At 73.4% G+C, this 19711-nt stretch carries 15 protein-coding genes and 1 pseudogene; 5 read left to right on the forward strand and 11 right to left on the reverse strand.

The window, feature by feature from the left end; all coding sequences use genetic code 11:
- The 4 genes and pseudogenes from ACQRUO_RS18240 to trxA form a co-directional block, all read right to left on the reverse strand.
- Positions 1-736 (reverse strand): annotated as a pseudogene (locus ACQRUO_RS18240) (hypothetical protein); the annotation flags it as partial.
- On the reverse strand, positions 733-1383 hold the full coding sequence (locus ACQRUO_RS18245; protein WP_428317009.1) for a DUF6114 domain-containing protein: 651 nt from the start codon (positions 1381-1383) through the stop codon (positions 733-735). The pseudogene ACQRUO_RS18240 and the gene ACQRUO_RS18245, both read right to left, overlap by 4 nt.
- A 182-nt stretch (positions 1384-1565) precedes the next feature.
- Positions 1566-2225, reverse strand: a complete 660-nt coding sequence (locus tag ACQRUO_RS18250) for a DUF6230 family protein (protein WP_428317010.1) — start codon at positions 2223-2225, stop codon at positions 1566-1568.
- 708 nt (positions 2226-2933) lie between these two features.
- The gene (gene trxA / locus ACQRUO_RS18255; RefSeq protein WP_428317011.1) at positions 2934-3938 is read right to left on the reverse strand and encodes a thioredoxin; all 1005 of its coding nucleotides are present in this window, start codon (positions 3936-3938) and stop codon (positions 2934-2936) included.
- A gap of 384 nt (positions 3939-4322) precedes the next feature.
- Here trxA and ACQRUO_RS18260 point away from each other — a divergent pair, with 384 nt between their 5' ends.
- Positions 4323-4967 carry a TetR/AcrR family transcriptional regulator gene (locus ACQRUO_RS18260; protein WP_428317012.1) on the forward strand — a complete coding sequence of 215 codons (645 nt, stop codon included), beginning with the start codon at positions 4323-4325 and terminating at the stop codon, positions 4965-4967.
- A gap of 52 nt (positions 4968-5019) precedes the next feature.
- On the opposite strand, the gene ACQRUO_RS18265 is transcribed toward ACQRUO_RS18260, so the two are convergent.
- The 5 genes from ACQRUO_RS18265 to ACQRUO_RS18285 all read right to left on the reverse strand — a co-directional run bounded on the left by ACQRUO_RS18265 (position 5020) and on the right by ACQRUO_RS18285 (position 9620).
- The gene (locus ACQRUO_RS18265) at positions 5020-6204 is read right to left on the reverse strand and encodes an acyltransferase family protein (protein WP_428317013.1); all 1185 of its coding nucleotides are present in this window, start codon (positions 6202-6204) and stop codon (positions 5020-5022) included.
- A gap of 242 nt (positions 6205-6446) precedes the next feature.
- Entirely contained in the window at positions 6447-8132 is a 1686-nt protein-coding gene (locus ACQRUO_RS18270) for an acyl-CoA mutase large subunit family protein (RefSeq protein ID WP_428317014.1), read from the reverse strand.
- Between the two features lie 153 nt (positions 8133-8285).
- Positions 8286-8633, reverse strand: coding sequence for a DUF3817 domain-containing protein (locus ACQRUO_RS18275; protein ID WP_428317015.1), 348 nt, complete (start codon positions 8631-8633; stop codon positions 8286-8288).
- An 81-nt stretch (positions 8634-8714) separates the two neighbouring features.
- Positions 8715-9233, reverse strand: coding sequence for a MarR family winged helix-turn-helix transcriptional regulator (locus ACQRUO_RS18280; protein WP_428317016.1), 519 nt, complete (start codon positions 9231-9233; stop codon positions 8715-8717).
- A gap of 72 nt (positions 9234-9305) precedes the next feature.
- Entirely contained in the window at positions 9306-9620 is a 315-nt protein-coding gene (locus tag ACQRUO_RS18285) for a DUF3817 domain-containing protein (RefSeq protein ID WP_428317017.1), read from the reverse strand.
- A gap of 219 nt (positions 9621-9839) precedes the next feature.
- On the opposite strand from ACQRUO_RS18285, the gene ACQRUO_RS18290 reads away from it, so the two are divergent.
- Positions 9840-10616 carry a DUF2127 domain-containing protein gene (locus tag ACQRUO_RS18290; protein WP_428317018.1) on the forward strand — a complete coding sequence of 259 codons (777 nt, stop codon included), beginning with the start codon at positions 9840-9842 and terminating at the stop codon, positions 10614-10616.
- Between the two features lie 106 nt (positions 10617-10722).
- Positions 10723-11238, forward strand: a complete 516-nt coding sequence (locus ACQRUO_RS18295; RefSeq protein WP_428317019.1) for a MarR family winged helix-turn-helix transcriptional regulator — start codon at positions 10723-10725, stop codon at positions 11236-11238.
- Positions 11239-11299: 61 nt separating this feature from the next.
- On the opposite strand, the gene meaB is transcribed toward ACQRUO_RS18295, so the two are convergent.
- Entirely contained in the window at positions 11300-12256 is a 957-nt protein-coding gene (meaB, locus tag ACQRUO_RS18300; protein WP_428317020.1) for a methylmalonyl Co-A mutase-associated GTPase MeaB, read from the reverse strand.
- A gap of 112 nt (positions 12257-12368) precedes the next feature.
- Positions 12369-13574, reverse strand: a complete 1206-nt coding sequence (locus tag ACQRUO_RS18305; protein WP_428317021.1) for an acetyl-CoA C-acetyltransferase — start codon at positions 13572-13574, stop codon at positions 12369-12371.
- Between the two features lie 211 nt (positions 13575-13785).
- On the opposite strand from ACQRUO_RS18305, the gene mce reads away from it, so the two are divergent.
- Both mce and ACQRUO_RS18315 read left to right on the forward strand, forming a co-directional pair.
- Positions 13786-14223, forward strand: a complete 438-nt coding sequence (mce, locus tag ACQRUO_RS18310; RefSeq protein WP_428317022.1) for a methylmalonyl-CoA epimerase — start codon at positions 13786-13788, stop codon at positions 14221-14223.
- Between the two features lie 415 nt (positions 14224-14638).
- Positions 14639-19636 carry a hypothetical protein gene (locus ACQRUO_RS18315; protein WP_428317023.1) on the forward strand — a complete coding sequence of 1666 codons (4998 nt, stop codon included), beginning with the start codon at positions 14639-14641 and terminating at the stop codon, positions 19634-19636.
- The last annotated feature ends 75 nt before the right edge of the window (positions 19637-19711 follow it).

Below are 19711 nucleotides of genomic sequence, written 5' to 3' on the forward strand. Positions count from 1 at the left end.
CCGCCGGCTGGGGCTGGGCGGCGGCAGGGGCGGAGGACGGCGCGGCGGGCTGGGCCGGCGGCGCGGGCGTGCTCGGCGTGGCGGAGGCCGAGGGCGAGGGGGTCGGCTGCGGCGGCTGGCTCTGGTGGCCGCCGGGGGTGAAGATCCCGACGATGCCGTTGATGATGTCGCCGAGCAGGTTCCCGCTGCCGTCGTCCGCCTGCACCACGTGGCTGGTCGTCGCGGCGGCGGCCTGCTGCTGGGCGGCGGAGGGCGCGACGAAGGCGGCGCTGACCGGCTGGCCACCGGTGGTGGTGGCGGCCTTCTGGGCGGGCGCGCCGGCGGTGCTCGGGGTGCCCTGTGTGCTCGGGGTGCCCTGCGTGCTCGGCGCGGCGGTGCTCGGGGTGGCCGGGGCCGGGGTGGTGGGCGCGGCGGCCTTGGTGCTCGGGGTGGCCGTGGGCTTCGGCGTAGGGGTGGCGGCCGCTGCGCCCGGGGTGGCGGTCGGGTTCGGGACCGGGGTGAGCTCGCTCTTGGGGACCTGGGTGATCGTGGTGGGCGCGTTGGCGGCCGCCGCGCAGGACGGGTTGGTGGCGGCCGAGGCGGTCAGCTCGGGGACCACGGTGCTGCCCATCAGCAGGGCGGTCGGGACGGCGGTGAAGGCCAGCAGCCGGGCCCGCTTGCGCCCGCTCGCCCGCGGCGCCGCGTGCCGGGGCCCCTTGGCGACCGGCTGCTGCGCTTGCTCGTCCGGCGCGGTCACTTCGCGTCCCCCGCCTGCTCGGTCGCGCCGGACTGCTGCTCGGGGAGCACCACGGTCGCGGCCTCGGCAGCGGCTTCGGCCGGGAGCTCGGCCTCGGCGGACTCGACGGCCGGCTCCGCAGCCGCCTGCTCGGGCAGCGTCGCGACGGAGGCGGCCACACCGGCCCCGGCCACCGCGGCAGCACCGGCCTCGGCCTCGGCGGCGACCGGCGCGCCCCTGCGCGCCCGCTTGGCCTTGGGCTCCTGCAGCGGCGCCCAGGAGCAGAGCAGGCCGCCGCCGATCAGACCGAGGATCAGGCCCAGCCCGAAGCCGCCCAGGTTGGAGACCGGGATCGAGATCAGGGTCAGGATGGTGACGCCGATCCCGCAGAAGACTCTGATCACCGGCTGGAACCAGGCGGAGAGCGCGAGCGCGATCATCAGCAGCCCGATCACCAGCGAACCGGCGCCCGCCGTGGTGGACATCGTCATGGTGACCCCGGACAGGGTCAGGTGGGCGTACGGGAAGTACAGGATCGGCAGCCCGCCCACCGCGGAGATCAGGCCGCCCCAGAACGGCCGGGTCCGGCGCCAGGCACGGAACCGCAGTCGCACCCGGGTGAACAGGCCGGCGCCGTCGGGCCAGGAAGGGGCAGTTGCGCTGGTCACGATGGAACTCCTCGTGGATCTGTCCGACTCGTGGATCTGTCCGAGGGGACGAGCTTGGGGTGTGCGGCCAGGGGACGGCTCGATGCGCGCCGCCCCCTGGGTACCGGGGCCGCGCGGCCCCGGTCTCATCCGTTCATTCGTGCCGGGTGCCCGGTCGGGCCGGACATCCCGTCAGGAACGGCCTAGTAGCACTCGTTGTCGCCCGAGACGATCTTGAGGCTGAGACCCGGCAGCGAGAAGGTGCCGGCCGAGGTGGCCCACGCCTGCTGCTGCACGTTGGACAGGTCGGCGGACTGGGCGGCCTGCGCGAAGCCGGTGGCGCCGGTCGGCAGGCCACTGCCGTCGGCCGCCTTCCAGCCGTTGGTGGCGCTGCCGTTCAGGGTCGACGCGTCCCGGCCGATGTCGATGTGGCTGAACTTCGCGTCGGCGTTCAGCTGGTCCAGGTCGATCAGCATGTTCTGCGCCTGGACCTGCTTCTGGTCGGTGGCGAGGTCGCCGTTGACCGCCGCGGTGCCCGCGTGCAGCTGCAGGGTGTAGGTGCCCAGCGGGCCCAGGTGGTAGACGACCGACTGGCACAGGTTGTGGATGCTCGCGGTGTCGAAGGCCGAGATCGCGACCACGTGCGGGGTCTTGTCGGAGCCGACGTCGACCGAGCCGAACTGGGCGAAGTTGGTGCCGTGCAGCTGGTCGGCGGTGACCTTGAAGTCCTGGCCGGAGACGCTGAACGAGGCGGCCAGCGCGCTCTGGGCGATGCTGATGCCGATGCCGGTGGTGGCGGCGATGCTGGGGATCATCACCAGGGCGAAGCGCTTCCAGCGGGTCTTGCCGTAAGTCTTGGACATGCGTGTCCTCCTTCTCGGACGTACATCTCCGGTCGGGTCCGACACGCTGCGGATCCGTCCTGGGATGGGAGACGAACTACGTCCTCGGTAGCCGATAGCGCCGACGCCGAGCAGGAAGACCTGACGACGGGCGATCACCCCCGAGCGACAACCAAGCAGCCGCGCGGGGTCGCGCGACCGTGTGAGGAACAGGAACCGCGGTGGGACGCGGACACCCCCCTGCTCCTCTCAACCGCCGCAACTCGACGGCGGTTACCCGGTGGGGACCCGCACCGCACAGGTGTCCGGCAGACTGCCGGGGAGTGAAGTGAGGGACCGGGCGAGCCGATCGTGCTGGAATCCCGGCCGGAGCACAAGGGGCCCATTACTGACTGGTAATCCAATAGCCACCTTCGTTGATCATGACCAGTCCATGACATTGACGTAGTGTGACGAAATCCCGGCGTCGCATCGACGAAATCCCCTGGAAACAGGGACGAACAACGGCGCGCAGTCACCCAAGGTGACTACGCGCCGTTGTTGTCAAGATTTGATAAACCCTCGCGAGATTGACACGATTGTCGCCTTATCACTCACGACACCGCAGGTCATCTGGCGTGCCATCAACCGCCGCTCCCGCCCGGCCCCCGGAGGCACTCAGGCCTCCCGCGAGCTGCGGGTCCGCGGCCCGTCGTCCCGGCGCTCCGCACCGGACGGCGGGTCAGCGGGTCAGAACAGCACCCGGGCCAGGGCCGAGCGGGCAGCGGTGACCCGCGGGTCGTCCGCGCCGATCACCTCGAACAGCTCCAGCAGGCGGACCCGCGCGGCGTCCCGGTCGGCACCCGCGGTCCGGCCGACGGCGTCCACCAGGCGACCGAAGGCGTCCTCGACGTGACCGCCCACCAGGTCCAGGTCGGCCGCGTCCAGCTGGGCCTTGACGTCCTTGGGGTCGTTCGCGGCCGCCGTGCGCACCGCCTGTGCGTCCAGCCCCTGCACCCGCTGCAGCAGCACCGCCTGGGCCAGCCCGAGCTGGGCCTCGGTGTTGCCCGGCTGCTCGCCCAGCACGTTCTGATAGGCCTCGACCGCAGCCGCCAGGTCGCCGCTGTCCAGCGCGTCGTGGGCGGCGGCCAGCGCCGGGTCCTCGGGACGCTGCGGCAGCACGGCGTCCTCGGGAGCCCCCTCACCGGCGGGCAGGCCGGCGCCGCCGACGATGCCGAAGCGCTGCTCGGCCACCTGGATCAGCTGATCCAGCACCTTGCGGACGTTGGTCTCGTTCTCCGCCCCCTGGAAGAGCGGCACCAGCTGGCCGGCCACCACGGCCATCACGGCCGGGATGCTCTGGATGCCGAACTGCTGCGCCAGCAGTTGGTTCTGGTCGACGTCGATCTTGGCCAGCACGATCCGGCCGGCGTACTCCTCGGCGAGCCGCTCCAGGATCGGGCTCAGCTGCTTGCACGGGCCGCACCACTCGGCCCAGAAGTCCACCACCACCGGAACCTCGGCGGAGCGCTGGACGACCTCGTCCTCGAAGGTCTCCTCGGTGACGTCGAGGACCAGGGGGTAACCGGCCCCCGGGGCCGGCATTCCGGCGGCCTCGGCGGCGGCGGCCTGGCGGGCGCGTTCGGCGCGGGCCTGCTCGGCCTTCTGCGCGGCCTCGCCGGCCGCCTTGACCGCGGCGAGGTCGACCGCACCGCGCAGGGCGGCGCTGTTCAGATGCGTGTTCCGTGGCTGCATGGCACCATCCTCCCCCGTTCGCGCGAGTGCCGGGCGCCATCCGCCGGGAAAGTCCGCGTCGATGCCGCGCCCATGGGGCTTCGCGCCGGCTCCGCTCCCCTACAGTGCGGAGCCGGCCACCCTGGTAGCCGTTCCGTCCCTGCCGGCCCGCGGGCGGGCGACAGGGGCTCGTGCGGCGCGGATCCCCACCCGCGCCCCGCACCCGCCCCTCCCACAGGGCCGGCACGTGGTTGCCGCTCTATTCGCTACAGGTCGTAGCGTATCTGGGTCCGACCCCCGGCTCGCAAGTCCCGCAAGCCTGTCAACCACGTGATGTAAGCCACTTCTCATCGATGGTGAACACTGGATACGGTTGCAACCCCCACCCAAGCTACTCATCGGTACATGCAAGGAGGCCCGGTGGCCCCCACCCAGCAGCCGGCCCCACCCCGCAGCAAGGGGCGCCCGCGCAGCGCCGCCGCGGACCAGGCGATCCTCGACGCGACCCGGGAGGCGCTGGCCGAGCTCGGCTGGGGCGGACTGACCATGGGCCACGTCGCCCTCCGGGCGGGCGTTGCCAAGACCACCCTCTACCGCCGCTGGCCGTCCAAGAACGAGCTGGTGGTGGACGCCGTGGCGAGCCTCTTCGACGAGCTGGAGATGACCGACCGCGGCAGCCTGCGGGCCGACATCGAGGACGTGGTGACCCAGTTCGCCGCGGTGCTGGCCCGCCCGGAGAGCCAGGCCGCGCTGCTCGCGGTCTTCGCCGAGGGCAGCCGCGACCCGCAGCTGCGCCGCCGGATCCGCGAGCACATCGTCGACCCGCAGAAGGTCCTGGTGCACCAGGGGCTGGCGAACGCGGCGGCGCGCGGCGAACTCTCCGCCGAGGCCGACGCGACGGTCGCGGCCGAGGAGATCGACATCATCTTCGACACCATCGCGGGCGCGGTCGAACACCGGATGCTGGTGATCGGCGAGCCGCTGACCCCGCAGTGGATCCGCCGGTTCACCGACCTGCTGCTCAACCCCGGCCTCTACCAGCCCTGCTGAGCGACCGGCCCGGCAAACCGCGATGCCACTGACTCGGTCAGTGGCATCGGGGTCAGGAGTGCTGGAGCTCCGCGGTGGGAGCCTCTGTCCGGCGCGGCGGTGTGCTGCCGGAGCGGCCGGGGCCGGAGCGGCGGCCGATGTCCTTCAGGCGGAGGGCCGGACGTTCGACCAGGTGCCAGGAGGCGGCGGCGAGGAGCAGGGTCAGGGCGAAGGCCAGCGCGGAGAAGCCCAGGCGGCCGAGGTGGCCGGCGTGGAACGCGGCCAGCAGCTGTTCGACCGGGAAGCCGTAGATGTAGAGGCCGTAGGAGTAGTCGTTCTTGGCGCCGATCCGGCGCAGCGGGCCGGGCAGCCGGATGGCCAGCCAGAGCAGCAGGTAGGCGAAGGCGGGCAGGCCGATGACGAAGAAGTACCCCTCCAGCAGGGTGGCGACCACCGTGACGCCGCACAGCACGCCCAGGAGGTCGTTGACCGGGATCCGATCGCGGTAGAGCTCGATCAGCGCGCCCATGGCGAAGGCGATGGCCAGGTAGAGCAGGTAGCTGAGGTTCACCGAGCCCATATGCGGGATCAGCACCGACGGGCGGGGCACCGAGCGCGGGTCGAGGAAGCGGGTGGGCAATGCGTCGCCGAGCACCGGCACGGCCAGTGCGGCGGTCACCACCACGATCGTGCGCCGGGCGCGCTGCAGGACGCCGGACCAGCCGAGCAGGGCCACTGCGAAGTAGCAGAGCATCTCGTACTTGAGCGACCAGAGCGATCCGTTGAGCTCGGGGTCGTAGATCAGACCCTTCTGGGCGCCCTGGTGCATCACGCCGGCGACCTCGGTCTGGTACTCGCCGGCGAAGAGGTTGTTCCGCAGGTACTCGAACGGGCTGTCCGGGTGCTGCCAGAAGCCGGCCAGGCTGCCGCCGTGCAACCGGTAGTAGGCGAGCGGCACGATGACCAGGCCGGTGACCAGCAGGCAGGTCCACAGCCCCGGGAGCAGGCGGAGCGCGCGGTGCCAGAGGAAGCGGCCGATGCCCAGGCGGGCGCCGCTGCGGGTGACCAGGATGCCGGAGAGGACGAAGAAGCCGTAGACCGCGAGGTTTCCGACATTCGTCTGGCCGTGGAAGGAACGATTCAGCAGACTGACGCTGCCGAAGCCCAGCACTCCGGCGTGGGAGAAGATCACGGACCCGGCCATCACCAGCCGCAGGAGGCCCAGGCTGTTGTTGCGCCCGGTGAACAGTTCGGCCACCGTGCCGCGCGATCGGAGTGCTCTCGGCAGGGACGGCCGGCGGCCCGACCCGGAATGATCCTCAGACAAGTTGGTCACAAATTGCAGGATTCTGCCGTGGCGACCACGGAACCGTCAAACAACGGGATCGTCCCACCGTGCCGAACCGGTCGGTGTTCCCGCGCCCGCAGGCCACTCCCAAGCCGAACGGCCGCCGGGCGGGACGACTCCCGCCCGGCGGCCGTTCGGCTCGCGGGGTCCGCTCAGAAGCCGGCCGGCTCCCGGTAGATCCCCCACTCCTTGCGCAGCGCGTCGCAGATCTCGCCCAGGGTCGCCTCGGCCCGGACCGCCTGCAGCATCGGCGGGATCATGTTCGACCCCTCCCGGGCCGCCGCCAGCATCGCGTCCAGCCCGGCCCGCACCGCGGCCTCGTCGCGCGCCGCCCGGCGGGCGCCCAGCACCCGCACCTGCTCGCGCTCCACCTCGTGGCTGACCCGCAGGATCTCCAGGTCCTTGGTGACCGAGCCGGGGAAGCAGTTGACGCCCACCACCCGCTTGGCGCCCTTCTCCACCGCGACCTGGTACTGGAAGGCGGCCTCGGCGATCTCGCCGGTGAACCAGCCCTCCTCGATCCCGCGCAGGATGCCGGCGGTCATCGGGCCGATCGGGTGGTCCGGGCTGCCCTTGGCCAGGATCCTGGCGAAGATCTCCTCCGCCTGCGCCTCGATCCGGTCGGTCAGCGCCTCCACGTACCAGGAACCGCCCAGCGGGTCGGCCACGTTGGCCACCCCGGTCTCCTCCATCAGCACCTGCTGGGTGCGCAGCGCGATCTCCGCGGCCTGCTCGGAGGGCAGCGCCAGGGTCTCGTCCAGCGCGTTGGTGTGCAGCGAGTTGGTGCCGCCGAGCACCGCGGAGAGCGCCTCCACGGCGGTGCGCACCACGTTGTTGTAGGGCTGCTGGGCGGTCAGCGAGACCCCGGCGGTCTGGGTGTGGAAGCGCAGCCACTGGGCCTTGTCGGTCTTGGCGCCGTAGGCGTCGCGCAGCCAGCGGGCCCAGATCCGGCGGGCCGCACGGAACTTGGCGATCTCCTCGAAGAAGTCGAGGTGGGCGTCGAAGAAGAAGGACAGGCCGGGGGCGAAGACGTCCACGTCCAGGCCTCGGGAGAGGCCGAGCTCGACGTAGGCGAAGCCGTCGGCCAGCGTGTAGGCGAGCTCCTGGGCGGCGGTGGCCCCGGCCTCGCGGATGTGGTAGCCGGAGACCGAGAGCGGCTTGTAGGCCGGGATGCCCTCGGCGCAGTACTCCATCAGGTCGCCGATCAGGCGCAGGTGCGGCTCGGGGGCGAAGAGCCACTCCTTCTGCGCGATGTACTCCTTGAAGATGTCGGTCTGCAGGGTGCCGTTGAGCACGCCCGGGTCGACGCCCTGCCGCTCGGCGGCCACCAGGTACATGCAGAAGATCGGCACCGCCGGGCCGCTGATCGTCATCGAGGTGGTGACGTCGCCCAGCGGGATGTCCTTGAAGAGGACCTCCATGTCGGCGGCCGAGTCGATCGCCACCCCGCAGTGGCCGACCTCGCCGAGCGAGCGCGCGTCGTCGGAGTCGTAGCCCATCAGGGTCGGCATGTCGAAGGCGACCGAGAGGCCGCCGCCGCCGGCCGCGAGGATCATCCGGTAGCGCTCGTTGGTCTGCTCGGCGTTGCCGAAGCCGGCGAACTGCCGGATGGTCCAGGTCCGACCGCGGTAGCCGGTGGGGTGCAGGCCACGGGTGAACGGGTACTCGCCCGGCCAGCCGATCCGCTCGAAGCCCTCGCGGGCCTCGCCGGGCGCGGGGCCGTAGACCGGCTCGACGCTCTCGCCGGACAGGGTGGTGAAGTCGGCGTCGCGCTTGCGGGCGCTGTCGTAGCGCTGCTGCCAACGCTGTCTGCCGCGCTCGATCTCCTCGGCGTCCATGGGGCTCGCTCCCGCTCGCAGTCGATGGTAGGACGTCCTAGTAATTTACTCGGACGTCCTACTAATTGTCGATGGCCCCCCGCCACGGCATCCATCAAAACGCGAGCGGACCCCCACCGCAGTGGGGGCCCGCTCGAGGGGTTCGGGATGCGCTCAGACGCCGGCGGCCTGCTCGGCCTTCGGCTCGGCCGGGGCGAACAGCGGCGCCAGCTCGCGGGTGACCCGGCGCTCGACGAAGAACACCGCGGTCGGCACGGTGCCGGCCAGCAGGATCCAGGCCATCCGGCCGAGCGGCATCTTGGCCTTGCTGGCCATGTCGAAGGCGAAGACCAGGTAGACCACGTACAGCCAGCCGTGCGCCATGCCGATCGGCACGACGAAGTCGTCCGCGTTGGCCACGTTCAGCACGTACTTGGCGATGCAGGCGATGGTCAGCAGGATCAGCAGCACGCCGGTGAGGTACGCCATGACCCGGTAGCGGGTCACCACACTCTGCTTCATGGTCGGGCCAGCCTTCGTCGTTGCACGGGGGTTTCGGGGGGAGCCGCACGGCTCATCCGAGGGTAACCGCCGATCCGGTGATCACTGCGCCGGGGGCTCGGCGAAGTCGCCGGCCGCCACCCGCAGGGGGCGGAGCAGGTCGAACACCTGCTGGCACTGCTCCGCGTCGTAGGACTCCAGTCCGAAGTCGATCGCCATCAGCTCGCGGGTGGCCTGCTCGACCACCGCGCGCCCGCGCTCGGTGATCGCGGCCAGCACGCCCCGCCCGTCCAGCGGATTGGGCCGGCGGGAGGCCAGGCCGGCCTTCTCCAGGCGGTCGACGGTGTTGGTGACGCTGGTCGGGTGGACCATCAGCCGCTCGCCGATCTTGGAGAGCGACAGCTCGCCGGTGCGGCTGAAGCTGAGCAGCACCAGCGCCTCGTACCGGGCGAAGGTCAGGCCGTACGGCTTGACCACCGCGTCGACCCGCCCGAGCAGGATCTGGTGGGCGCGCATCACCGAGGTGATCGCCGCCATCGACGGCGCCGAACCCCAGCGGCGGGCCCACAACTCGTCGGCACGGGCGATCGGGTCGAAGTCGAGGGCGAGCGGCTTTGTCACCTCCACACCGTACCGGCGGGCGGGTCACCGAACGGCGGGAATCCGCATGGTGGGACCGAACATCCGAGCGGATCAGGCGGTGGCCGGAGCCGCCGCGCCGCGCTCGTCCCTGGCCAGCATCCGCTCGGCGAAGAAGCCGCCGGTCGGCAGCACCGACAGCACGAAGAGCACCGCCACCTTCTTGGTGTCCCAGCGCTCCTTCTGCCAGGCCAGGTAGAGGAAGGCCACGTAGGCGATGAAGAGCAGGCCGTGCACCCAGCCGAGCACCGGGACCGGGTTGAAGCTGGTGGTCGACTTCAGCACCACCCCGATCAGCAGGAGTATGAAGGACAGGCCCTCGGGGGCCGAGACGAGGCGCAGGCGGTGGGCGGCGGCGCTGTTCTGCATGGCGAACTACCTCACGGAGTGACGGGTCGCTTGTGAACGGGGGCACAAGCCGTCGCCCATTATGGGCAGATCGGGGCCGCCGACCCGCGCCGGGGGTGGCCCACGGTGGGGCAGATCACACCGTCACGCGCCCCTGACGGGCCGTCGGAGCGGGTCGCTATCCTTGCTGCCCGCGCGCCCGGCCGCCGGGCGCGACGCCACCGGACGGGGGACGAACCTATGGCCAAGCGGGACTGGAACCGACGGGTCTGCGCCAAGCGCGGACACACCACCTACGCACCCAGCGAGCCGGCACTGCGCTCGCGGCTGCACACCGCCACCGCGGCGGGTGCCGCCTGGCGCTGCCTGCGCTGCGGCGACTTCGCGATCGGCGAGCCGCACGGCAGCGGCCCGGCCGACCAGGCGCCGGCGGTGCTGCGCGGCAAGGCGCTGCGCGACGCCTTCGTGCTGAAGCTGCTCGCGGTCGAGCGCGGCTTCCGCGGCGTGCTGGGCATCCTGGTCGCCTGGGCGGTGTGGAAGTTCTCCAACAGCCAGGACGCGCTGCACCAGCTCTTCGACCAGGACCTGACGGTCTTCAAGCCGGTGGCCGACCACTTCCACTGGGACCTGGAACACGCCTCGGTGATCGACAGCATCCGCAAGAGCTTCGACTACAAGCACAAGACGCTGGTCTACGTCGCGGGCGGCGTGCTGGCGTACTCGCTGATCGAGTCGGTCGAGGGCGTGGGCCTGTGGCTGGGCAAGCGCTGGGCGGAGTACCTCGCGGTGATCGCCACCGCCGCCTTCCTCCCGCTGGAGGGCTACGAGCTGCACGAGCACGTCAGCGGCTTCAAGGTGGCCACCATGGCGCTCAACGTGCTGGCGGTGCTCTGGATCCTGCTCGGCAAGCGACTCTTCGGGCTGCGCGGCGGCGTCAAGGCCTTCGAGGCGGAGCGCCACTCGGCCTCGCTGCTGGAGGTCGAGCAGGCCGCCCTGGGCGCGCCGGTGCACGCCTGACCGGTCCCGCCGGAACGTACCGGGCAGTACGATCACCCCGGTCGTACTGCCCGGCCGGTCCTCAAATATTGTAGAAAGTTGAACAATACCGAGTACCATGGTCGGTATGGAGACCAACGCCCCCGAGCCGACCGAACCCCCGGCCGCGCCCACCCCGGATGACGCCCCCTGGCTGACGGCCCGGGAGCAGCGGCTCTGGCGCGCCCACCTGGAGGTCAGCCGGCTGCTGGAGTACCAGCTCGGCCGGGAGCTGCAGGGGCACGACCTGGCGATCAACGACTACGAGATCCTGGTGGTGCTCTCCGAGTCGCCCGACCACCGGATGCGGATGACCGACCTGGCCACCGCCACCCTGCAGTCCAAGAGCCGCCTCTCGCACCAGATCACCCGGATGGAGAGCGCCGGCCTGGTGCTGCGCCAGGAGTGTCCGGGCGACCGCCGCGGCCTGTACGCCCACCTCACCGAGCACGGCTGGCAGACCCTGCGCAAGGCCGCCCCGGACCACGTGCGCAGCGTCCGGGCGCACTTCATCGACCGCTTCGACGACGAGCAGCTGGACGCGATGTACACCGCGCTCGCCCCGATCGCCGAGCACCTGCGGGCGCTGCGCGGCCGGGCCTGAGCCCGAGCGGCCGCGCAGCGCGGCGCACGTGACGACCCGCCGTCCCCAAGACCGGCCGGCCCTAACCCTCGGTCAGTCCGGCGATCAGCTCGTCGGCCGCGCCGTACGGGTCCAGCCGGCCGGCCGCGACCTGCTCGGCCAGCGCGGCCAGGTGCCGGTCGCCGCGCAGGTCGCCGATCCGGGCCCGCAGCTGGGCCAGCGCGATCGCCTCGACCTCCTGGGCCGCCCGGCGCTGCCGGCGGGCGGCCAGCTCGCCGTGCTCCTCCAGCCAGCCGCGGTGCTTCTCCAGCGCCTCGACCACCTCGTCCACGCCCTCGCCGCGGGCCGCCACCGTCTTGACGATCGGCGGCCGCCAGTCCCCCGGCTTGCGGGACTCGCCCAGGCCCAGCATGTGGCTCAGTTCCCGCGCAGTGGCGTCCGCGCCGTCCCGGTCCGCCTTGTTGACCACGAAGACGTCGCCGATCTCCAGGATCCCGGCCTTGGCCGCCTGGATCCCGTCGCCCATCCCGGGCGCCAGCAGCACCACGGCGGTGTCCGCCTGCGCGGCCACCTCCACCTCGGACTGCCCGACCCCGACGGTCTCCACCAGGATCACCTCGCAGCCCGCCGCGTCCAGCACCCGCAGCGCCTGCGGGGCCGCCCAGGAGAGCCCGCCCAGGTGGCCGCGGGTGGCCATGGAGCGGATGAAGACCTCCGGGTCGGTGGCGTGGTCCTGCATCCGCACCCGGTCGCCGAGCAGCGCGCCGCCGGAGAACGGCGAGGACGGGTCGACCGCGAGCACCCCGACCCGCTTGCCGAGCCGGCGGTAGGCGGTCACCAGCGCCGAGGTGGAGGTGGACTTGCCCACGCCGGGCGAGCCGGTCAGGCCCACCGTGTACGCCTGCCCGGTGTACGGCGCGAGCGCGGCCATCACCTCGCGCAGCTCGGGGGCGGCGTTCTCGACCAGGGTGATCAGTCGGGCCACCGCGCGCGGGCGCCCGGCGCGGGCCTGCTCGACCAGGGCCGGCACGTCGATCATGGTGCTCTTCTCCTCAACTCCGGAACTCGAAGACTCCGGAACTCGAACGGCGGCGCCCCCGCACGCTCGCGGAGGCGCCGCCAAGGACACCGGCTCAGGCCGGGCAGCCGGTTCAGGCCTTCGGGACCCGGATGATCAGGGCGTCGCCCTGGCCGCCGCCGCCGCACAGCGCGGCCGCGCCGATCCCGCCGCCGCGCCGGCCCAGCTCCAGCGCCAGGTGCAGCACCAGACGGGCGCCGGACATCCCGATCGGGTGACCCAGCGCGATCGCGCCACCGTTGACGTTCACCTTCTCGGCGTCCACGCCGAGGTCCAGCATCGACTGGTGGGCCACCGCGGCGAAGGCCTCGTTGATCTCGATCAGGTCGATGTCCTCGACCGCGATGCCCTCCTTGGCCACCGCGTGCTTGATCGCGTTGGACGGCTGGGACTGCAGCGAGGTGTCCGGGCCGGCCACGTTGCCGTGCGCGCCGATCTCGGCGATCCAGCTCAGGCCCAGCTCCTCGGCCTTGGCCTTGCTCATCACCACGACCGCGGCGGCGCCGTCGGAGATCTGCGAGGCGGTGCCGGCGGTGATGGTGCCGTCCTTGGTGAAGGCCGGGCGCAGCTTGCCCAGGCCCTCGGCCGTGGTGTCGGCGCGGATGCCCTCGTCCTGGCTGAACAGCACCGGCTCGCCCTTGCGCTGCGGGATCGCCACCGGGACGATCTCGGCCTCGAACACGCCGTTCTTCTGCGCGGCGGCGGCCCGCTGGTGCGAGCGGGCGGCGATCTCGTCCTGCACCTCGCGGCCGATGCCCAGGCGGGTGTTGTGGCGCTCGGTGGACTCACCCATCGGGATGTTCTCCCACGGGTCGGTCAGGCCGTCGTAGGCCATCGCGTCGAGCATCTCGATGGCGCCGTACTTGAAGCCCTCGCGGGACTTCGGCAGCAGGTGCGGGGCGTTGGTCATCGACTCCTGGCCACCGGCCACCACGATGTCGAACTCGCCGGCCCGGATCAGCTGGTCGGCCAGCGCGATGGCGTCCAGGCCGGAGAGGCAGACCTTGTTGATGGTCAGCGCGGGCACGTCCATCGGGATGCCGCCCTTGACGGCGGCCTGGCGGGCCGGGATCTGGCCGGCGCCGGCCTGCAGCACCTGGCCCATGATCACGTACTGCACCTGCTCGCCCGTCACCCCCGCCCGCTCCAGTGCTGCCTTGATCGCGAAGCCGCCGAGGTCGGCGCCGGAGAAGCCCTTCAGCGAGCCGAGCAGCCGGCCCATCGGGGTGCGGGCACCCGCGACGATCACGGAGGTGGTGGAAGCGGAAGCGGTAGGCATGGCACGAGCCCCTTCGCACGTCATGGCCAGGGTGGACCTGCCGGGTCTTAAGCACGACGACAGGGCCCGGGGGGAGGATGCAGCTCAATGTACTGACCCGTAACCCGGGCGTCACCGGAGCAGCGGTGTGATCAGGCTCGCACGCGGCCCGGTGGCGCCGCGCCCGTCGTCTGCGCTGCACTGGTCCGACCCGAGCCTCAGGAGGCACCCCGTGTTGACCCGGATCGACCACATCGGCATCGCCTGCTTCGACCTCGACAAGACCGTCGAGTTCTACCGTGCCACGTACGGCTTCGAGGTGTTCCACAGCGAGGTGAACGAGGAGCAGGGCGTCCGCGAGGCCATGCTCAAGATCAACGACACCGGCGACGGCGGCGCCTCCTACCTCCAGCTGCTGGAGCCCACCCGGGAGGACTCCACGGTCGCCAAGTGGCTGGCGAAGAACGGCGAGGGCGTGCACCACATCGCCTTCGGCACCGCCGACGTCGACGCCGATGCCGCCGAGATCAAGGGCAAGGGCGTCCGGGTGCTCTACGAGGAGCCGCGCCGCGGCTCGATGGGCTCGCGGATCACCTTCCTGCACCCGAAGGACTGCGGCGGGGTGCTGACCGAGCTGGTCACCTCGGCGCAGCCGGGCGAGGAGCACTGACCGGGCGAGGAGCACTGATCCGGTAACGACCGGTCGCCCCCGACCCACCGGTAACCTGCGTCAGGAGCCACCTCGGCGGTTACAGGCCCGTCCCGGCCCACTACACTGCCCAGGGTCGCGGGGAGTCCGTAGCCAGGGCACGGCTGAACAGAAGCAGTACGGATCTGTCACCATTCTCCAGAAGGCAAGAGTTCGCCCAGGAGTCCACCCGGTCGGCGGAGCGCGGTCACCGCGCGCCCCATCGGACCACGGCTCCGACCGTGGCGGGCGGTCCCAGGACCTCTGGGACGCCCCCAGTTCCGGCCCCGTCCGGAGCTGGCCGCGGATGTTAGGACCGGCTCGGCCGGCCGACCCGACGGGGTCGGTGCGGTCGTCCCGGTCGAGGACGCGACCAGGAGATGGATGGGACCGCGCAGTGCGGGGCAACGACCGCTACGAGGTTGATGATCACCTCTCCCAGTTCGAGGCCGAGATGGAGCGGCTTCGCAAGGAGCGGGACAAGACCGTCGAGCATGCCGAGGACCTCGCCTACCAGGTGGAGGTGCTCCGGGCCAAGCTGCACGAGTCCCGTCGGCAGCTGGCCCAGCCGCGCGCCTTCGACGCCGTCTCCGGTCAGGCCGAGCAGCTGCTGCGCACCGCCGAGATGCAGGCGGAGGCGCTGCGCGCGGACGCCGAGCGCCAGCTGCGCGAGTCCCAGGCGGCCACCCAGCGCCTGATGGCCGAGGCCGCCGAGCGCACCGCCCGGCTGGAGGCCGAGCTCCAGGCCCGCCGCCGCCAGCTCGAGGACGAGCTGGTCGAGCTGCGCCGGGCCGCCGAGCAGCACGTCAACGAGAACGTCAACTGGGCCGAGCAGACCCGCGCCGGCACCGAGCAGGAGGCCCAGCGGCTGCTCCAGGAGGCCCGGGCCGAGGCCGACCGGATGATGGCCGGCGCCCGCGCCGAGGCCGAGGCCCTCGCCGACCAGGCCCGCGCCCGGACCGCCGCCGACCTCGACGCCGCCCGCGGCGAGGCCCAGGCCGCCGCCGAGGCCACCCGGGCCCGCGCCCAGAGCGACGCCGAGCGACTGCTGCGGGCCGCCAGCGAGCAGGCCCAGCAGACCGTCGGCGAGGCCGAGCAGCTGCGCGGCACCGCCGCCACCGAGGCCCAGCAGCAGCTGGCCGGTGCCCAGGCCGCCGCCGAGCAGCTGCACGCCGAGGCGCTGGCCGCCGCCGAGCAGCGGGTCGCCCTCGCCCAGGCCGAGATCGCCGCGCTCAAGGACCAGGTCGAGCAGGACCAGCGCCGGGCCGAGGAGGCCGCCGCCCGCGCCCAGGCCGAGATCGAACGGCTGCGCGCCGAGGCCGAGGCGGACGCCGAGCGGGCCCGCCAGGAGGCCGCCGAGCTCCAGGCCCAGGCCGCCCGGGCCGCCGAGGAACTGCGGGCCCAGTCCGAGGCCGCCGCCGAGCAGCGGGTCGCCGACGGCGAGGCCGCCAGCGCCCAGCGCTCGCAGACCGCCAAGGCCGAGGTGGCCCGGATGGTGGCCAAGGCCACCGAGGAGGCCGACCGGATCAAGGCGGCCGCCGCCGAGCAGCTCGCCCGGGCACAGACCGTGCAGGCCGAGGCCGACGCCGCCAAGGCCGCCGCCGACGACGAGAACGACCGGCTGCGCACCGCCGCCGAGAGCGTGGCCACCGAGCTGCGCTCCGAGGCCGAGGCGGCCATCGCCGAGCTGCGGGCCGCCGCGGTGGCCGAGGCCGCCGAGCTGCGGGCCCAGGCCGAGAGCTCCGCCGACGCGATCCGCAACGACGCCCGCGAGCAGGGCCGGGCCGAGGGCGCCAAGGACGCCACCGTGCACCTGGCCAAGGCGGCCAAGAGCGCCGAGGAGGTGCTGGCCCGGGCCACCGAGGACGCCGGGGCCACCCGCGCCGAGGCCGCCGCCGAGGCCGAGCGGGTGCGCACCGAGGCGACCGCCGAGGCCGAGCTGCTGCGCGAACAGGCCCAGGCGGCCGTCGAGCAGGCGCAGAACGCGGCGCTGGACGACGCCGCCGGCATCCGGGCGCGGATGGAGGCGATGCAGGACGAGGCGGCCCGGCTCCGGGCCGAGGCCGAGGAGCTGCGCACCAGCGCCGCCGCCGAGGCCGACCGGGTGCGCGGCGAGGCGCGCCGGCAGGCCGTGGCGCAGATAGAGGAGTCCGCCAAGACCGCCGAGGAGCTGCTCACCAAGGCCAAGGCCGACTCCGACGAGTTGCGCGCGGGCGCCGCCGCCGAGGTCGAGCGGCTGCGGTCGGAGGCCAAGGAGCAGGCCGGCCAGACCCAGGCGCGGGCCGAACAGACGCTGGCCCGGGCCCGGGCCGAGGCCGAGAAGCTCGCGGCCACCACCCAGCAGCAGCACAAGGACGTGCTGGCGGCCGCCAAGGCCGCCGCCGCCGACAACCGGGCCGCCGCCGAGCGGGAGACCGCCGAGCTGCGCCGCGAGGCCGTGGCCTACGACCAGCGGGTGCGGGCCGAGGCCGAGGAGCGGGCCGGCGCGGTGCAGGCGGCTGCCCAGCAGGCCGCCGAGGAGCGCGAGGCGCAGGCGGTGGCCGAGGCCGAGCGGCTGCTGGCCGAGGCCGAGGCGGGCGTGACCGCGCTGCACGAGGAGGGCCGGCGGGCCGCCGAGCAGGCCGCCGAGGCGCTGCGCCGCGAGCAGGAGGAGAGCGCCGCCCGGCTGGCCGCCGCCACCCAGGCCCAGGAGCAGGCCGAGGCGGCCGCCGAGCAGTTGGCCGAGCGGACCGACGCCGAGCTCGCCGCACTGCGGGCCACCGCCGAGCGGGAGACCACCGAGCAGCGCGCCGCCGCCGAGCAGGCCGCCGCCGAGCTGCGGTCGCAGGCCGAGCAGTACGCGGGCGGGCTGCGCGCCGAGGCCGAGCAGCTGGCCGGTGAACTGCGGGCCACCGCCGAGCACGAGACCACCGAACTGCGCGAGCGGACCACGGCCGAACTGACCGCGCTGCGCACCGAGACCGAGCAGGCCACCCACGAACTGCGGGAGACCGCCGCCCGCGAGAGTGCCGAGCAGCGCGAGAGTGCGGCCCGCGACAGCGCCGAGCTGCGGGCCACCGCGGAGCGCGAGACCACCGAGCAGCGCGAGGGCGCCGAGCGCGACGCCGCCGAGCTGCGGGCCCAGGCCCAGGCCTACGACGAGCGGCTGCGGGCCGAGGCGGTCGACTTCGACCGGCAGCTGCGGGCCGAGGCCACCGCCTACGACCAGCGGGTGCGGGCCGAGGCCGAGGAGCAGGCCGGCCGGCTGCGGGCCGAGACCGAGGCGGCCGCCACCGAGCTCCAGGCCCTGGCCGCCGAGCACCTGGCGCAGGCCGAGGGCTCGGCGCTGACCACCCTGGCGCAGGCCGAGGAGGAGGCGACCGCGCTGCGGGCCGCCGCCGCCGAGGCGCTGGAGCAGGCCCGCCTGGAGGCCGCGGAGGCCACCGCCACCGCCACCGCCAGGGCCGCCGAGCTGGTCGAGACCGCCGAGGAGGAGGCGGCCGCGACCCGCCAGTCGGTGGCCGGACTGCACGAGGCCGGCGCCAAGCAGGTGGCCGAGCTGACCGAGCGCGCCGAGCAGGCGGCCGCCGAGCTGCGGGCCACCGCGGAGCGCGAGACCACCGAACTGCGCGAGCGGACTGCGGCCGAACTGACCGCCCTGCGCACCGAGACCGAGCAGGCCACCCGCGAACTGCGGGAGACCGCTGAGCGGGAGACCGCCGAGCTGCGGGCCACCGCCGAGCACGAGACCACCGAACTGCGCGAGGGCGCCGAGCGCGACGCCGCCGAGCTGCGGGCCCAGGCCCAGGCCGCCGCGGCGGCCGAGCGGGAGGCCGCGGAGCGCGAGGCGGCCCGGATCGCCGCCGAGGCGGACACCTACCAGGAGCGGCTGCGGGCCGAGGCGGAGGCCTACGACCGCGGCGTGCGCGCCGAGGCCGAGGAGTACGCCGCCCGGGTGCGTGCCGAGGCCGAGGCGGACGCCGCCCGACTCGCCGGTGACGCCCAGGAGTACGACGCGGCGCTGCGCGCCGAGGCCGAGGCGCACCTGGCCGAGACCCGCGAGGAGGTCCGCCGGCAGCTGGTCGAGGCCGACGCGCTGGCCCAGCACACCGCGGCCGAGGCCGAGGAGCGGGCGGGTGCGGTGGTGGCCGACGCCGAGCAGTTCGCCACCCGGCTGCGCACCGAGGCGGAGGAGTTCTCCTCGGCCACCCGCACCCTGGCCGAGGAGTACGAGGTCGCCACCCGTTCGCGGGCCGACGCCTACGACACCGCCACCCGCGAGCAGGCCGAGCAGTTCGACACCTCGACCCGGGGCAAGGCCACCTCGCTGCTGGAGAAGGCCTTCGCCGACGCCGAGTCGCTCGGCGAGGAGGCCCAGACCACCGCGCTGGCCACCACCGCCGCCGCGGAGGAGCAGGCCGACGCCATGGTGGCCGCGGCCCGCAAGGAGACCGAGCGGCTGGTCGCGGCCGGCGAGGCGGCCGGGCAGGCCGAGGTCGAGCGGGCCCGCTCGGACGCCGACGCGCTGCTCGCCGAGGCCCGCCGGGACGCCACCGCGATCCGGGAGCGGGCCGAGGAGCTGCGCGAGCGCACCGAGGCCGAGGTGGAGGCGCTGCACGAGCGCGCCCGCAAGGAGAACGCGCAGGCCATGAAGTCGGCCGGCGAGCGGGTGGACGCGCTGGTGACGGCGGCCCAGGAGCAGCTGACCGAGGCCGAGGAGCAGGCGGTGGCCGCCGTCGCCGAGGCCGAGGAGCGCGCGGCCGCCCTGGTCGCGGCCGCCGAGGAGCGCGCGGCCGAGCTCACCTCGGAGGCCTCCGCGGAGGCCAGCAAGGTCCGGATCTCGGCCGTCCGCAAGGCCGAGGGACTGCTCAAGGAGGCCGAACAGAAGCTGGCCGCCTCCACCGAGAAGGCCGAGCGGCTGGGCACCGAGGCCGAGGAGCGGCTGAAGTCGGCCCAGGACGAGGCCGAGGAGCAGCTGGAGGCCGCGGCCGGCGAGGCGGCCAAGCGGCTGCGCGCCGCGGAGGAGACCGCCGCCGAGCAGCTGCGACTGGCCGAGGAGGAGGCCGAGCGGGTGGCCGGCACGGCCCGGGCCGAGGCCGACCGGGTCACCGAGGAGGGCCGGCGCGAGCTGGAGGAGCTGGTCCGCCGGCGCAAGGACATCAACACCGAGATCTCGCGGGTCCAGGACGTGCTGTCCGCGCTGGAGGCCTTCGAGGCTCCGTCACCGGTGCAGCAGGCGGCGGCCCGGGAGGCGGCGACCTCCTCGGGAGCGGCCGGCTCCTCGGGCAACGGCAAGCGCGGGTCCGGCGGCTCGAACGCGGGGTCCGGCGGTTCAAACGGGGGTTCCAAGGCGGGCGCAGGAGTGGGCGCCCCCCGATCGAGTGGTGGCAGGTCAGGGGGGACACCACCCGATTGAGCGGACATTGTCCGTCAACCATAGGCTTTTCGCCTACGACACTCCGGTAACGTGTCAGGATTCCCTCAACCACCT

The sequence above is a fragment of the Kitasatospora sp. LaBMicrA B282 genome, from assembly GCF_050325825.1.
GTDB lineage: Bacteria > Actinomycetota > Actinomycetes > Streptomycetales > Streptomycetaceae > Kitasatospora.

Coding starts and splice junctions, on each gene's coding strand:
- ACQRUO_RS18270 (WP_428317014.1), bottom strand. CDS start 8,132: ATGGACGCCGAGGAGATCGAGCGCGGCAGACAGCGTTGGCAGCAGCGC.
- ACQRUO_RS18285 (WP_428317017.1), bottom strand. CDS start 9,620: ATGCAGAACAGCGCCGCCGCCCACCGCCTGCGCCTCGTCTCGGCCCCC.
- ACQRUO_RS18305 (WP_428317021.1), bottom strand. CDS start 13,574: ATGCCTACCGCTTCCGCTTCCACCACCTCCGTGATCGTCGCGGGTGCC.
- ACQRUO_RS18290 (WP_428317018.1), top strand. CDS start 9,840: ATGGCCAAGCGGGACTGGAACCGACGGGTCTGCGCCAAGCGCGGACAC.
- ACQRUO_RS18260 (WP_428317012.1), top strand. CDS start 4,323: ATGCAAGGAGGCCCGGTGGCCCCCACCCAGCAGCCGGCCCCACCCCGC.
- ACQRUO_RS18250 (WP_428317010.1), bottom strand. CDS start 2,225: ATGTCCAAGACTTACGGCAAGACCCGCTGGAAGCGCTTCGCCCTGGTG.
- ACQRUO_RS18295 (WP_428317019.1), top strand. CDS start 10,723: ATGGAGACCAACGCCCCCGAGCCGACCGAACCCCCGGCCGCGCCCACC.
- trxA (WP_428317011.1), bottom strand. CDS start 3,938: ATGCAGCCACGGAACACGCATCTGAACAGCGCCGCCCTGCGCGGTGCG.
- meaB (WP_428317020.1), bottom strand. CDS start 12,256: ATGATCGACGTGCCGGCCCTGGTCGAGCAGGCCCGCGCCGGGCGCCCG.
- ACQRUO_RS18275 (WP_428317015.1), bottom strand. CDS start 8,633: ATGAAGCAGAGTGTGGTGACCCGCTACCGGGTCATGGCGTACCTCACC.